Annotated in this window: 18 protein-coding genes; all 18 read right to left on the bottom strand. The window is 46.0% G+C overall.

Annotation, left to right across the window (positions count from 1 at the left end):
* Positions 1-24 precede the first annotated feature (24 nt).
* A complete protein-coding gene (gene atpA / locus R7P64_RS21580) occupies positions 25-1,566 on the bottom strand; it encodes a F0F1 ATP synthase subunit alpha (RefSeq protein ID WP_005378931.1) in 1,542 nt (513 codons plus the stop codon).
* A 13-nt stretch (positions 1,567-1,579) separates the two neighbouring features.
* Positions 1,580-2,113: a F0F1 ATP synthase subunit delta gene (atpH, locus tag R7P64_RS21575; protein WP_017635596.1), complete on the bottom strand. Its 534-nt coding sequence runs from the start codon at positions 2,111-2,113 to the stop codon at positions 1,580-1,582.
* Between the two features lie 14 nt (positions 2,114-2,127).
* Entirely contained in the window at positions 2,128-2,598 is a 471-nt protein-coding gene (atpF, locus tag R7P64_RS21570) for a F0F1 ATP synthase subunit B (protein ID WP_005378929.1), read from the bottom strand.
* A gap of 74 nt (positions 2,599-2,672) precedes the next feature.
* Entirely contained in the window at positions 2,673-2,927 is a 255-nt protein-coding gene (gene atpE, locus R7P64_RS21565; protein ID WP_002540812.1) for a F0F1 ATP synthase subunit C, read from the bottom strand.
* A gap of 57 nt (positions 2,928-2,984) precedes the next feature.
* Positions 2,985-3,797 (bottom strand): F0F1 ATP synthase subunit A, encoded by an 813-nt coding sequence (gene atpB / locus R7P64_RS21560; protein WP_005378922.1) that lies wholly within the window; start codon positions 3,795-3,797, stop codon positions 2,985-2,987.
* 8 nt (positions 3,798-3,805) lie between these two features.
* Positions 3,806-4,195: a F0F1 ATP synthase subunit I gene (locus R7P64_RS21555; RefSeq protein ID WP_005378921.1), complete on the bottom strand. Its 390-nt coding sequence runs from the start codon at positions 4,193-4,195 to the stop codon at positions 3,806-3,808.
* Between the two features lie 189 nt (positions 4,196-4,384).
* Entirely contained in the window at positions 4,385-5,266 is an 882-nt protein-coding gene (locus R7P64_RS21550) for a ParB/RepB/Spo0J family partition protein (protein WP_005383840.1), read from the bottom strand.
* Positions 5,267-5,290: 24 nt separating this feature from the next.
* Complete coding sequence (locus R7P64_RS21545) at positions 5,291-6,064, bottom strand: ParA family protein (protein WP_005383838.1); 774 nt, start codon at positions 6,062-6,064, stop codon at positions 5,291-5,293.
* A gap of 10 nt (positions 6,065-6,074) precedes the next feature.
* A complete protein-coding gene (rsmG, locus tag R7P64_RS21540) occupies positions 6,075-6,710 on the bottom strand; it encodes a 16S rRNA (guanine(527)-N(7))-methyltransferase RsmG (RefSeq protein WP_262634477.1) in 636 nt (211 codons plus the stop codon).
* Positions 6,710-8,605 carry a tRNA uridine-5-carboxymethylaminomethyl(34) synthesis enzyme MnmG gene (gene mnmG / locus R7P64_RS21535; RefSeq protein WP_005378901.1) on the bottom strand — a complete coding sequence of 632 codons (1,896 nt, stop codon included), beginning with the start codon at positions 8,603-8,605 and terminating at the stop codon, positions 6,710-6,712. Before mnmG ends, rsmG begins: the two co-directional genes overlap by 1 nt.
* Before the next feature lie 477 nt (positions 8,606-9,082).
* Positions 9,083-9,517, bottom strand: coding sequence for an FMN-binding protein MioC (gene mioC / locus R7P64_RS21530; RefSeq protein ID WP_154204938.1), 435 nt, complete (start codon positions 9,515-9,517; stop codon positions 9,083-9,085).
* Between the two features lie 100 nt (positions 9,518-9,617).
* Positions 9,618-10,979: a tRNA uridine-5-carboxymethylaminomethyl(34) synthesis GTPase MnmE gene (gene mnmE, locus R7P64_RS21525; RefSeq protein WP_005383836.1), complete on the bottom strand. Its 1,362-nt coding sequence runs from the start codon at positions 10,977-10,979 to the stop codon at positions 9,618-9,620.
* Between the two features lie 130 nt (positions 10,980-11,109).
* Positions 11,110-12,732, bottom strand: coding sequence for a membrane protein insertase YidC (gene yidC, locus R7P64_RS21520; protein ID WP_005383834.1), 1,623 nt, complete (start codon positions 12,730-12,732; stop codon positions 11,110-11,112).
* 2 nt (positions 12,733-12,734) lie between these two features.
* Positions 12,735-12,992 (bottom strand): membrane protein insertion efficiency factor YidD, encoded by a 258-nt coding sequence (yidD, locus tag R7P64_RS21515; RefSeq protein ID WP_005378822.1) that lies wholly within the window; start codon positions 12,990-12,992, stop codon positions 12,735-12,737.
* Positions 12,959-13,282, bottom strand: a complete 324-nt coding sequence (gene rnpA / locus R7P64_RS21510; protein ID WP_005394102.1) for a ribonuclease P protein component — start codon at positions 13,280-13,282, stop codon at positions 12,959-12,961. Before rnpA ends, yidD begins: the two co-directional genes overlap by 34 nt.
* A 46-nt stretch (positions 13,283-13,328) precedes the next feature.
* On the bottom strand, positions 13,329-13,463 hold the full coding sequence (gene rpmH / locus R7P64_RS21505) for a 50S ribosomal protein L34 (RefSeq protein WP_005378825.1): 135 nt from the start codon (positions 13,461-13,463) through the stop codon (positions 13,329-13,331).
* Between the two features lie 242 nt (positions 13,464-13,705).
* Positions 13,706-14,443, bottom strand: coding sequence for an amino acid ABC transporter ATP-binding protein (locus R7P64_RS21500; RefSeq protein ID WP_005378827.1), 738 nt, complete (start codon positions 14,441-14,443; stop codon positions 13,706-13,708).
* Complete coding sequence (locus R7P64_RS21495) at positions 14,440-15,111, bottom strand: amino acid ABC transporter permease (protein WP_005378829.1); 672 nt, start codon at positions 15,109-15,111, stop codon at positions 14,440-14,442. Before R7P64_RS21495 ends, R7P64_RS21500 begins: the two co-directional genes overlap by 4 nt.
* Positions 15,112-15,157 lie beyond the last annotated feature (46 nt).

Here is a 15,157-nt window from a genome sequence, read left to right as displayed (position 1 = left end):
TGGCAGAAACTGCCACCGACCTAATTACCAAGTTTGGGTTGCTTTGAAGTCGTCAGTCAGTTTCTTCAACTGAGCTTCGATTTCATCGTTGTAAGCGCCAGACTTGTCGATCTCAGCTGCTAGTTCAGCGTATTGACCGCGAGCGTACGATAGTAGAGCCGCCTCGAAATCTAGAACTTTGTTAAGTTCTACATCATCAAGGTAACCGCGCTCTGCCGCGAAGATAGTTAGGGCTTGGTCAAATACAGACATTGGAGCGTACTGCTTCTGCTTCATTAGTTCTGTAACTTTTTGACCATGGTCTAGCTGTTTCTTCGTTGCGTCATCAAGGTCAGAAGAGAACTGAGCAAATGCCGCTAGTTCACGGTATGCAGCTAGTGCTGTACGGATACCACCTGATAGTTTCTTGATGATTTTCGTCTGAGCTGAACCACCTACACGAGATACTGAGATACCAGGGTCAACAGCAGGACGAACACCAGCGTTGAATAGCTCAGTTTGTAGGAAGATCTGACCATCGGTAATCGAGATTACGTTAGTCGGTACGAATGCTGAAACGTCACCTGCTTGAGTTTCGATGATAGGAAGAGCAGTCAAAGAACCAGTCTTACCTTTCACTTCACCGTTAGTGAAACGCTCTACGTACTCTTCGTTTACACGAGCTGCACGCTCTAGTAGACGCGAGTGTAAGTAGAATACGTCACCTGGGAATGCCTCACGGCCTGGTGGACGTTTAAGTAGTAGAGAGATCTGACGGTAAGCTACCGCTTGCTTAGATAGATCATCGTAAACAATCAGTGCGTCTTCACCGCGATCGCGGAAGTATTCACCCATCGCACAACCTGCGTAAGGCGCTAGGTATTGAAGCGCTGCAGATTCAGAAGCTGATGCAACTACAACGATAGTATTTTGTAGTGCGCCGTGCTCTTCTAGTTTGCGAACAACGTTAGCGATAGTCGATGCTTTCTGACCGATTGCTACGTAGATAGAGAAAATACCAGAGTCTTTCTGGTTGATGATCGCGTCGATCGCCAGTGCTGTTTTACCAATCTGACGGTCACCGATGATAAGCTCACGCTGACCACGACCGATTGGGATCATTGAGTCAACTGACTTATAACCAGTTTGCACAGGTTGGTCTACCGATTTACGGTCGATTACACCTGGTGCGATCACTTCTACAGGCGAAGTCATTTTCGCTTCGATTGGACCTTTACCATCGATAGGCTCACCCAGCGTATTTACTACGCGGCCTAGTAGTTCTGGACCAACTGGCACTTCAAGAATGCGGCCAGTACCTGTAACTTTCATGCCTTCCTTAAGGTCAGCATATGGGCCCATTACAACCGCACCAACCGAGTCACGCTCAAGGTTAAGTGCCAGTGCATAACGGCCACCCGGTAATTCAATCATTTCACCTTGCATCACGTCCGCTAGGCCGTGGATGCGGATGATACCATCGCTTACCGATACGATAGTACCCTCGTTGCGAGCTTCACTAACAACTTCGAAAGATTCGATACGTTGTTTGATCAGATCGCTAATTTCCGTGGAATTAAGTTGCATGCTCCAATCCCCATTAAGACTGCAATGCATCGCTCAGGCGGTTCAAACGACCACGCGCTGAGTCATCGATGACTAGGTCTCCGGCTCGAATAATAACCCCACCAAGTAGGGTCTCATCTACACTGCAATTCAGCTTCACTTTGCGTTCAAGACGCTTTTCAAGTTTGCTGCCAATGTTTGCAAGTTGTTCATCAGAAAGCTCTGTTGCTGAAATTACTTCAACATCAATTTCTTTCTCATGTTCTTTTTTCAGAGTAAAAAACTCCGTGCAAACATCAGGAAGGGCCGCTAAACGACCATTCTCAGCCATTACCTTCAAAAGGTTTTGACCGTGCGCATCAACTTGTTCGCCGCAAACTGCAACAAAAATTTCTGCCATTTTGTCAGCAGAAACCGAACCCGTTAGTAGTTCGTTCATTTGTTCGTTTTTGGCCACTTCAGCAGCAAAAGATAACATTTGGCCCCATTGGTCCAACTGGTCTTTCTCTAAAGCAAAGTCGAAGGCTGCTTTAGCATAGGGGCGTGCGATAGTAGTCAAATCAGACATATGCGCCCCCAGACTTAAAGTTTTGCAGTAATGTTGTCGAGAATATCTTTTTGCGCATCTTTATCGATAGAACGCTCAAGGATTTTCTCAGCACCAGCTACAGCCAGAGTAGCAACTTGTTTGCGCAGCTCATCGCGTGCACGATTGCGTTCAGCTTCAAGTTCTGCTTCTGCTTGCGCTAGGATTTTCTGGCGTTCTGCCTGAGCTTCCTCGCGAGCTTCATCAAGAATTTGAGACTTACGTTTGTTCGCTTGTTCGATGATCTCAGTTGCTGTGCGCTTCGCTTCTTTCAATTGATCAGAAGCGTTGGCTTGTGCTAGATCCAAGTCTTTCGCAGCACGTTCTGCTGCTTGAAGACCATCAGCAATTTTCTTCTGACGCTCTTCGATCGCTTGCATCAATGGTGGCCATACATACTTCATGCAGAACCACACAAATAGTGCGAACGAGATTGCTTGACCTAGCAGAGTTGCGTTTATGTTCACAACAGCTACCCCTCTATTTGGACTTAGTGTTAATCAGTGACAAGCGATAATCGCCCGTCCCGAGTTAAAGGTGATTAACCTAGTTGACCAACGAATGGGTTTGCGAAAGTGAATAGTAGCGCGATTACGATACCGATCATTGGAACCGCATCAAGTAGACCCGCGATGATGAACATCTTAACTTGTAGCATAGGAGCCATTTCTGGTTGACGTGCAGCACCTTCTAGGAATTTACCACCTAGCAGTGCGAAACCAATCGCTGTACCAAGAGAAGCAAGACCGACGATAATACCTACGGCGATTGCAGAAAAGCTCAGTAAAGTTTCCATTACTATCTCCAATTTATAGTTGTTGGCTTAGTGCCCAAATAAAAAGCTTTAAAAAAATTAATGATCAGGATCTTCGTGTGCCATTGACAGGTAAACAATTGTCAACATCATGAATACGAAGGCTTGAATCGTAATAACCAAGATATGGAAGATTGCCCACGGTAGTGAACCCATCCATTGTAAGTACCATGGTAGCATTGCCGCACAAAGAATGAATACAACCTCACCCGCGAACATGTTACCGAATAGACGCATACCAAGTGATAGAGGTTTCGCTAATAGCGATACCACTTCAATTAGTAGGTTAAACGGAATCATCAGTGGGTGATTGAATGGATGTAGTGCAAGTTCTTTTGCGAATCCACCTAGACCTTTTACTTTGATGCTGTAGTAAATCATCAATGCAAAAACGCCTAGAGCCATAGCCATGGTGATATTCACATCAGCAGACGGTACAACCTTAAGGTAAGGAATACCTAGCCAATGCTCTGCTGGGTATGGTAAGAAGTCGATAGGAACTAAGTCCATCACGTTCATCAAAAATACCCAACAAAAGATAGTCAGTGCTAAAGGCGCGATCAGTGGGTTGCGTCCATGGAACGTGTCTTTGACGTTATCGGCGACAAATTCAACGATCATTTCTACAGCACACTGAAGCTTACCCGGTACACCCGCTGTTGTTCTCTTTGCTACTTTGTAAAAAATTCCGAGGAAAATTAAACCAGTAAACCAAGAAAAAAACAGGCTATCGATATGTACGTTCCAGAAACTTGTCTCCGACCCTACTAAACCCAACTTGTATAGCGATAGGTTAGAAAGGTGGTGGGCAATGTAACCGGACGATGTTAGCGCTTCACCTGGCGCAGCCATAACTCATCCTATTTTTTGTTGTTAATGAATAGCACTGGTGCACAGATATTAATACCTAGTACCAGCAAATAGGTTAGTTTGAGGGGAACAAGTTCCACCTGCATATACATGTAGGCAACATAGAACAGTGCAACCGTGATGAGAATTTTCAGTACTTCACCCGTATAGAAGGAAGCAGCGATGCGCTTGGCAGCGCGAGCTCCACTAAACATGAAAGCACACAGCGCGAATACTGCATTGGCAACAACAAAAATGCCTCCGCCAATCAGCGCTGAAAATCCCCAGTCAGGATTTATGGCTACCGCCATTCCTGCTGCCACAAAAATAACCGCGCCAGACTGGATCATTAACAATTGCCTTGCGAGCTCTCGTCCTGGTCTAGCTAACGCAGCTACCATGTATTCGTACCTCTAGTAATATCCACTTCGCACTTAACTCTCTGTGCTGGGAAATTGGCGAAAATTATACGTTCAGTTCAACGTAAAGCAATTCGATTGCATCAAAAACTTACAGTTTTGTTTACAAAACGACAACTTTCGCACAAAATTCGATTAATTAGATTAATTGACCTAAATCAATTATCTCATCTAGGCCTCAAGCTTGGCAATTAGTTGGTCCAATTTGTGAGGCTCATCAAGACTTATCGTCAATTTCGCTTTTCCGTTTGCAGAACGGGTAAGAGAAACTTTTGCATCAAGCAGCTGACTCAATTTATGCGACATTTGCTCGGCTTCGGTATCCTCTTGTTGCCCTTTTTGCTCATTTTGTGGGGCTAAGCACTTTTTTACTAACTGTTCGGTTTGGCGAACAGTCATTTGCTTCTTAGCCACTTGTTGAGCTACTTCGACTTGCTGTTCGCCTTCTAACGCTAACAGAGCTCGAGCATGACCCATTTCCAATTTTTTATCTGCAACCAGACCTTTTACATCAACTTCCAACTGATTCAGACGTAATAGGTTACTGACCGTCGTTCTTGATTTACCAATCACATCGGCCACTTGCTGATGTGTCAGCGTGAATTCATCTTGTAGACGTTCAAGCGCTTGGGCTTCCTCAATCACATTCAAGTCTTCACGTTGAATGTTTTCAATCAACGCCATGGCGATGGCGGCACGATCTTCAACTTTTTTCACCAAACACGGCACGCGTTTTAAACCCGCCTGCCTTGCAGCACGCCAGCGGCGCTCACCTGCGATGATCTCAAACTGACCATTTTCGACCTGGCGAACCACGATTGGTTGAATAATGCCTTGTGATTGAATCGAAGCCGCTAGTTCTTCTAGCGCTTCAGGCGCCATATCTTTACGCGGTTGGTATACGCCCGGCTGCAATTGACCAATCGCTAAATCGGTTAACTCACCGTCTGCCGATAATTCTTGGCTATGCGATGCAATATGCTGTTTTTCACGAGCAAACGAACTGGTCGACAATAACGCATCCAGTCCTTTTCCGAGACCACGCTTAGACATGGGATTGAATTCCTTAGGTTAGAGTTAAACTGGGATTTCTTCGCGGCGGAGCATTTCGCCCGCTAGAGCAAGATACGCTTTGGCACCTGCGGAGTACTTATCGTAGTACATTGCTGGCTTACCGTGACTTGGCGCTTCAGCCAAACGAACATTACGCGGAATGACAGTACGGTAAACTTTATTCCCAAAGTGTTTTTTAAGTTGATCGGATACTTCATTCGATAAGCGGTTGCGTGGGTCGTACATGGTACGCAATAAACCTTCGATTTTTAGGTTTTCATTCACAACAGCCGCTAACTTGCTGATTGTATCCATAAGAGCAGTTAAACCTTCTAACGCAAAGTATTCACATTGCATCGGCACCAGCACAGAGTCAGCTGCCGCCATCGCATTGATTGTAAGAAGGTTTAGAGAAGGAGGACAATCAATAAAGATGAAATCATAGTTATCGCGAACTGACGACAATGCATTTTTTAGACGCACTTCACGAGCGAAAACTTCCATCAATTTGATTTCTGCCGCGGTCACGTCTCCGTTCGCCGCGATCAAATCATACTTCCCTGTTGTTTGGGTACAAACGACTTGATCGAACGGTGTATCTTCAACCAAAAGATCGTATGCGGTGGCGTCGACCATATACTTATCCACGCCACTGGCCATCGTAGCATTGCCTTGCGGGTCGAGATCGATCACCAAAACCTTGCGCTTTGTTGCCGCCATCGAAGCCGCTAAGTTAATGCACGTTGTTGTTTTGCCGACCCCACCTTTCTGGTTGGCGATTGCTACAATTTTACCCACGATTACCTCGCTAATTTTCCTTGCGCGATAAGATTACTAGATGACGATCACCTTCCAACTCAGGAACAGCCAAAGATATGATCTCTGTCACACTGCACCATTCAGGAAGCTGATCCATTTCATCTTTAGGGTGCTGTCCTTTCAGCGCTAGAAACACCCCGAGCTCTTGTTTCGGCAAATGGTGGCACCATTCCACCATGTCTGTCATTGAAGCAAAAGCTCGACTCAAAACGCCATCAAATTTTTCTTCAGGTTGGAATTCTTCGACGCGACTTTGAATTGGTGTCACGTTTTTCAGCCCTAATGTGTGCACGACTTGCTTGATAAAACGGATGCGTTTGCCAAGACTGTCGAGCAAAAAGAAGGTTTTCTCAGGGTTCATGATTGCCAAAGGGATGCCCGGTAACCCCGGACCAGTACCAACATCAATGAAGCGCTCACCGGGCAGGTGTGCGCTTACAACGATACTATCAAGAATATGTTTCACTAACATATCAAGCGGATCACGTACCGATGTTAAATTGTACGCTTTGTTCCATTTGTCGAGCAGTTCGACATAACCAACTAACTGCTCTCGTTGCTGTTCTGACACTTCCAAATCGGTTTTCGCGATCAGTGAATCCAGCTTTGTTCGCAATGCACTCATTATTCTTCCTCACCTTTCTTCAGCAAACCATGCTTTTTCAAGTGAACAAGTAGAATAGAAATTGCAGCAGGCGTAATACCAGAAATGCGTGATGCAATACCGATGCTCTCTGGTTTGGCCTCGCTCAGTTTAGCAACGACTTCGTTTGATAAACCTTTTACATCGCGGTAATCCAAATCAGCAGGTAACTTGGTATTTTCGTGACGCAGTGATTTTTCGATCTCTTCCTGCTGACGCTTGATGTAACCATCATATTTCACTTGAATTTCAACTTGCTCAGCCGCTTGCTGATCTTCAAGTGCAGGAGCAAACGCTTCAAGTTGCGTCAGTTGCGAATAAGTGATCTCAGGACGACGCAGAAGATCCTCACCACTCGCTTCACGGGCCATTGGGGTTTTCAGCAGCTTGTTCAGCTCATCAACACCCTCTGACTTCGGATTCATCCACGTTGCTTTCAAACGCTGACGCTCCGTTTCCATATTGTTGATTTTCTCGTTAAAGCGAGCCCAACGAACATCATCAATCAAGCCTAGCTCGCGCGCTTTTTCCGTTAAACGTAAATCGGCGTTATCTTCACGAAGTAGCAGGCGGTATTCCGCACGAGAAGTGAACATGCGGTACGGCTCTTTGGTACCCATGGTCGATAAGTCATCAATCAACACGCCCATGTAAGCTTGGTCACGACGTGGGCTCCAGCCTTCTTTGTCTTGGCTAAACAAGCTTGCATTTAGACCGGCCATCAAGCCTTGCGCTGCGGCTTCTTCGTAGCCAGTCGTGCCATTAATCTGGCCAGCAAAGAACAAACCATGGATGAACTTCGTCTCGTACGTTTGCTTCAAATCACGTGGATCGAAGAAATCATATTCAATCGCATAACCTGGGCGAACGATGTGTGCATTTTCAAACCCTTTCATTGAGCGCACGATTTGTACTTGCACATCAAATGGCAAGCTGGTCGAGATACCATTAGGGTATAACTCGTGCGTGGTTAGGCCTTCTGGCTCAATGAAGATTTGGTGGCTGTTTTTGTCAGCGAAACGCATCACTTTGTCTTCAATAGACGGACAGTAACGAGGACCAATACCTTCAATCACACCTGCGTACATTGGACTGCGATCCAAGTTACTGCGGATCACATCGTGAGTTTGTTCATTGGTGTGGGTGATGAAACATGGAATCTGACGCGGATGCTGTTCACGTTTGCCCATGAACGAGAATACAGGCGTTGGGTTATCACCGTGCTGAGCTTCTAGCACTGAAAAATCAACAGTACGAGCATCAATGCGCGGTGGAGTACCTGTTTTTAAACGATCCACGCGGAACGGCAGTTCACGCAGTCGATCCGCTAATGCGATCGATGGTGGATCCCCGGCACGACCACCAGACGAGCTTTCCATACCTATGTGGATCTTACCACCAAGGAAGGTACCCACGGTTAGCACAACGGCTTTCGCATGGAAGCGAAGTCCCATTTGAGTTACCACACCAACTGCGCGATCTTGTTCAACAATCAGATCATCAACTGATTGCTGGAACAACGTTAAGTTAGGCGCATTTTCTAATGCATTACGAACGTACGCTTTGTACAGAGCGCGATCGGCTTGAGCTCGAGTTGCTCGTACTGCAGGACCTTTGGAGGCATTTAGTGTACGAAACTGAATACCTGCATGGTCGATGGCTTCAGCCATCAAACCGCCCATAGCATCTACTTCTTTTACTAAGTGACCTTTACCAATACCACCGATCGCCGGATTACAAGACATCTGGCCTAATGTATCGATGTTATGGGTAAGGAGAAGCGTTTTTTGTCCTGTGCGTGCAGATGCGAGCGCGGCTTCCGTTCCTGCGTGTCCGCCACCGACAACAATGACGTCAAAGTTTTCGTGATAAAGCATGAACTGACCTCAGGTATTCAAAGGGATTTAATGGACAGATAAAGGAGCCGTATTTTACCTGCTTTATGCCAGAGAGAAAAACGTTTTCTCGTTTTATCCGTTTTAAGCTTCAAGATAAATATATATAAGATCTATATATATGATCTTTTATTAGATCTACTATTAGGATCGACCGTTTCTGTGGATAACCTAAAAATGATCAACAAGATCATGGATCTTCTTTGGATCATATCTTGTGATCATGATTGGATCAGATCGAGGATTACCTGGGATCAAAAGTGGTAGTTATACACAGGGGGTAAAATTGATCAAAGTTGTTATTGGGATAACTAAAGGAAAATCACTGGATCTTATTGTAGTTATCCACAGTCTGTTTGGTTGGTTTTTGAGCGGTTAAACAAAATAATTTGGTGGGAGTTATTCACATGGGAGAAAACAGAGCCGAATTTCGACTCTGTTGAAGGGAAAGTCGTGAGTTTAAAAACGTTCGATATTCTCTTTTAACCACATCTCTGCGGCGTCTTCTGGCACATCATGGCTCAGTACATCGATTTTAAAGCAATCTGCGAGAGGGGTTGCACCAATATCCTCTAATAAATCATAAGCGTGTTGACCAGCGGCACAGAACGTATCGTAGCTAGAGTCACCAATCGCAATCACCGCAAATTTTACATCAGTCATTTTTGGCGGTGTATTTTGTAATGCTGCGATAAAAGGTTGGATATTATCAGGATACTCACCAGCTCCATGTGTAGAGGTGATCACCAACCACGTACCTTGATTTTCGATATCACAGAGGGAAGGCTGGTTGTGGATCGTTGTTTCAAATCCATTCTCGTTGAGTAGATCACTCAGGTGATCCCCTACGTATTCTGCGCCACCTAACGTGCTGCCTGTAATAATGTGGATCATACTTCTTCCTTATTGAATGCGACGGCTAAAGCTCATGGATGGCTTGCCGTACAAAAAGAAACGCGGTGTGAGTTAAGCTCAGCACCGCGCGTTCGATTATTTACTTCCCGATACAGAATGAAGAGAAGATTCGTCCCAGTAAGTCGTCAGAACTGAACTCACCGGTAATCTCATTGAGATGTTGTTGGGTGATGCGTAGCTCTTCAGCCAATATTTCACCTGCCATATAGCCTTCAAGCTGCTCCTGGCCTATTTGAAGGTGCTGTGCGGCACGTTCTAATGCATCGAGATGACGACGACGAGCCATAAACCCACCTTCACTGTTGCCAGAGAAGCCCATACACTCCTTGAGATGATCGCGCAGAGCTTCAACCCCTGCACCAGTCTTCGCTGACAAACGGATAAGAGTAGGGTTATTGACGTGGCAGATCCCCATATCTTCACCCGTTTGATCCGCTTTATTACGGATCACAGTTATGCCAATGTTGTCTGGTAGGCGATCCACAAAATCTGGCCAGATATCTTTCGGATCGGTGGCATCGGTTGTCGTGCCATCCACCATGAACAACACGCGGTCTGCTTGGGCTATTTCATCCCACGCGCGTTCGATACCGATTTTCTCTACTTCATCGGAAGCATCACGCAAACCTGCAGTATCGATGATGTGCAGAGGCATGCCATCAATATGGATATGCTCACGCAGTACATCACGCGTAGTTCCTGCGATGTCGGTTACGATTGCAGACTCTTTACCCGATAGCGCGTTCAGCAGGCTTGATTTGCCCGCATTTGGACGACCCGCAATCACGACTTTCATCCCTTCACGCATAATAGCGCCTTGGTTAGCTTCTTTGCGCACCGCATCTAGGTTGTCGATGATGGCTTGTAGGTCACCAGCCACTTTACCGTCGGCCAAAAAGTCGATCTCTTCTTCAGGGAAGTCGATGGCTGCTTCAACATAGATACGCAAATGAATCAGCGACTCAACTAAGGTATTAATGCGGCCTGAAAATGCGCCCTGTAAGGATTGCAGCGCCGATTTTGCTGCTTCTTCAGAACTGGCATCAATGAGGTCTGCAATCGCTTCGGCTTGAGCTAAGTCGAGTTTATCGTTCAGAAATGCGCGTTCAGAGAACTCACCAGGGCGAGCAGCTCGAATACCATCTATACCTAGAATGCGTTTTATCAGCATATCCATCACGACAGGGCCGCCATGGCCTTGCAGCTCAAGTACGTCTTCACCTGTAAATGAGTGTGGGTTAGGGAAGTACAGTGCGATGCCCTGATCAAGCACAGTGCCATCTTCTGACTTAAACGGCAGGTACTCTGCGTAGCGGGGCTTTAGTGTTTTGCCAGTGACTTCTAACGCCACTTGGTTGGCTTTAGGGCCAGAAACTCGAATAATACCGACACCGCCACGACCAGGCGCGGTCGCTTGAGCGACAATCGTATCTGTAGTCATAATTTTGCCTTTTGAGCTGGGCTATAGGGAAGATACCTAGGGAGCCATCACAATTAATTAGCTGAATTGTAATCAGCCAAAAACAAAAAGGCGACCTTTTGGCCGCCTTTCTCAATCATTTCCTAAAAGGTTACTTGCTGTGTAAGCCTTTTTTCTCTAATCCTTTGTAGATCAGAGTTTGCTGGATAAGCGTTACGATGTTCGACACCAACCAGTACAGAACGAGACCTGATGGGAAGAACAAGAAGAAGAAGGTAAACATAACCGGCATAAAGGTCATGATCTTCTGCTGCATTGGATCCGTTACCGTTGTCGGGCTCATCTTCTGGATTAGGAACATAGACGCACCCATCAATAGTGGCAGGATGTAGTAAGGGTCCTGTGCTGAAAGGTCATGAATCCAACCGAAGAATGGAGAGTGACGTAGCTCTACCGATTCCATTAGTGCCCAGTAAAGCGCGATGAAAATAGGCATCTGTAGGATAAGAGGTAAACAGCCACCTAGTGGGTTCACTTTCTCTTTCTTGTACAGTTCCATCATTTCTTGGCTCATGCGCTGACGGTCATCACCGATACGCTCACGCATTGCTTGCAGCTTAGGCTGTAGCATGCGCATTTTCGCCATAGACGTGTATTGCGCTTTTGTTAGTGGGTACATTGCACCACGAACGATGAAGGTCAGACAGATGATTGCCACACCCCAGTTACCAACAAAGCTCTGGATGAATGAAAGCAACATATGAAGAGGCTTCGCAATGAACCATAACCAGCCGTAGTCCACTACTAGGTCTAGGTTAGGTGCCACTTCTGCCATTTCATCTTGCAGTTTTGGACCAACCCAAAGTGTTGCTTCAAACTTAGCCTGATCGCCTGTTGCGATAGTTTTGTTCGGCATACGAACGCCGATGTCGCCTAGGTTGCCAATTACACGAGTGTATAGGTTAGTACCTGGTTCGTTACGTGGGATCCAAGCTGCGGCAAAGTAGTGCTGAATCATTGCTGCCCAACCTTGGCCATCGGCTAGGTTAAGAGACAGGTTGCGATCCTGCATATCATCAAAGCTGTACTTCTTGTAACGCGTATCTTCTGTTGAGTATGCGCCACCACGGTAAGTAGGCATTGTGATGCTACCACCATCGTCCATTAGGTTTTGACGTAGGTGAGCGTACATACCAAATGTTGCGTTGTTGCCTGAGTTGTTCACTACATCGTATTCAACATTAAGCGCGTAGCTGCCGCGTTTAAAGATGTAAGTTTTGGTGTATTCGATGCCGTTTGCAGTGAATGTCATCGGAACGCGAAGTTCATCTTGACCGTCAGCCATTGTGAAGCTGTCTGCACTTACGTTGTAGTGAGGGCGATTTGTGCTGCTCAAGTCGATACCTTGAGGGCCCACTAGACCGCTTTGAGCGATAAATTGGTGACCTTGAGCGTCTTTAAGCAGAACAAAGGAATCTGATGAATCTAACTCAGCAGAGTATTCGTTAAGGTTGGCATGTACCACATCGCCACCAACGGTGTCGATCGACAGAGTTAAAACATCAGTCGTTACTGTGATAGTTTTTGCAGAAGCTTGCTGTTGACCAGGAACTGGGTCAAGTTCATCAGCAAAAGATGGTGCAGGTAGAGTGCTGCTTGATTGAGCCTGTTCAACTGCTTGAGGTTCTGGATTCTTTGCAACTTGCCATTGTTGAAACAGCAAAAAAGAAACCAGGGCCAAACCGATGAGCAGGATATTACGTTGAGAATCCATCGTTAGTTATCTCTGTCTTGTTTTTGGACTGGTGGAACGGGGTCATACCCCCCTTCATTCAAAGGGTGGCATTTTAATAGACGTTTGCCTGATAACCAACATCCTTTTACAAAACCGTGAGCTCTCAAAGCTTCTAGCGCGTAAGTGGAACAGGTTGGTGTGAACCGGCAACGAGGACCAATCAAAGGGCTGATAAACCAGCGATACAGATAAACGAGCCCAATGGCTATCCACGTGAAGGGCGAGACAGGCGTTGCCATAGCTTATCAAACAACTTAAAAATTTCCTCATTGCTTAAATCTTGCGCGCTTTTCTTCGCAATCACAACAAAATCTTTGTTTGGAAGCTGATGTTGATTGTTACGAAAGCTTTCACGAGCCAAACGCTTAAATCGGTTACGACCGACAGCCGTTTTGATTTGCTTTTTGGGAACCGCTAAACCTAATCGTGGGTGAGAAAGTTTGTTATTGCGAGCAATGATGGTGAAATGAGGCGAGCCAGCTCGATGAGCTTGCTGGAAGACGTTTTGATAATGCTCGGGAGTTAACAAACGTAACTCCCGATTAAACGCGTACGTGTTCAAAATAAACTAGCGATTATTTTGATAGGCGCGCACGGCCTTTTGCACGACGTGCGTTGATAACTTTACGACCGTTCTTAGTTGCCATGCGAGCACGGAAGCCGTGAGTACGCTTGCGCTTTAGAACTGTAGGTTGAAAAGTGCGTTTCATGATAATTACCTTTACTGATCAGTAGTTTTAGGTTCTTGTTAAACCCGGCGTGGGTATTTGCTTTCTTATATAAAGAAGCTCTTTATATAGAGAAGGACAACCGACGCCTCTCAACAAAGAGGCGGAATTGTAATCACACTCACATAATGTGTCAATGACTCAATGAGTACGAAATTCCGGCCGGGCGATTATACGTAGTGTGAGTAAAATCTCAAGGATCAATCGATCCTGATGCTTGATCGTTACTCTATTCCTACTTGGTTAAGGAATTTTTTCAAACGAGGATCTTGTGGATTATCGAAGATATCCTGTGGAGAACCTTGCTCAACGATATTGCCTTCCGCCATGAAGATCACTCTATCAGCGACTTCTTTCGCGAATTGCATCTCGTGCGTCACCACCAGCATGGTTTGATGCTGATTAGCTAACTTCTTCATTAATGAGAGAACTTCACCGACCCATTCAGGATCCAGCGCAGAAGTTGGTTCGTCAAACAACAGCAGTTCTGGTTGCAGCGCCATCGCTCGGCCGATACCCACACGTTGTTGTTGGCCGCCAGACAATGCCGCTGGATAACTATCGCCTTTATCCCCAAGGCCGATGTCATCCAGAATTTGTTGCGCTCGTTTGAGAGCATCGGCTTTTTTCCAGCCTCGAACGGTCACTAGACCTTCGGCAATGTTCTGGCGCGCATTCATGTGGGCAAACAGGGCATAGTTTTGGAACACAAAGCCAGTTCGACGACGCAGCGCTAATACTTCGGCTTTAGTGTGTTTTTGAGTATCAACGGAGATGTCATCTATCGTGATACGACCTTCATCTGCCTGCTCTAGAAAGTTCACCGTACGCAGCAAGGTTGATTTACCCGTTCCACTTGAGCCGATAATCACGATGATCTCACCTTGCTTAATATCGAGGTCGATGCCTTTCAGCACTTCAGTCTCACCAAAACGTTTGTGAATATTTTCTAACTTAATCATCGTACGTACGCCTTATTCAGTTTTGCTTCTGCCCAGATTTGTACGCGAGTCAGAATCACCACCACGCCCCAGTAAATAAGAGCAACCGCAAGGAAAGCTTCAAAGAAACGGAAACTTGATGAGGCTTCCATCTGTGCTTTCGCCATGATTTCGGCCACACCAAGCGTGAAAGCAAGAGACGTTGACTTGATCATATCGATGAAATAGTTCATCAATGAAGGCAGTGCGACACGCGTTGCTTGAGGTAAAATCACTCGGCGCATTGCTTGGGATGTCGTCATACCGACCGATAAGCTCGCTTCCATTTGGCTGCGATCAATGCCAATAATGGCGGCACGAATACTTTCCGCCATATAAGCGGCAAAGTGCAGCGTTAAACCGATAACCGCTGCTGAAAAGGCGTCGATACCGACCATCAATGGAAAAATTTGCGGTAAGCCGTAATAGAGCAGGAAAAGCTGAACCAACAGTGGGGTGCCACGGAAGAAGCTGATGTACAGTTGGCTTAATTGATCCAGAACTGGCAGTTTAAATACGCGAATATTGGCTAAAATGACGGATAAAATCAGCGAAAACACCAATCCCCATGTCGCCATTTCCATGGTTGTGCCAAGATATTTCAGCAATATCGGCAGCAGTTCCAACATGTAATTAAAGTCAAATCCCATACGGCTTACCTAAAGGCTAGAGAAAAGAAAAGGTGGAAAACAAGTT

The organism is Vibrio sp. 2304 (assembly GCF_033339475.1).
GTDB classification, from domain to species: domain Bacteria; phylum Pseudomonadota; class Gammaproteobacteria; order Enterobacterales; family Vibrionaceae; genus Vibrio; species Vibrio alginolyticus.
The sequence above is the reverse complement of the archived record's forward strand: the minus strand, read 5'-3'. Positions and strand labels throughout refer to the sequence as shown.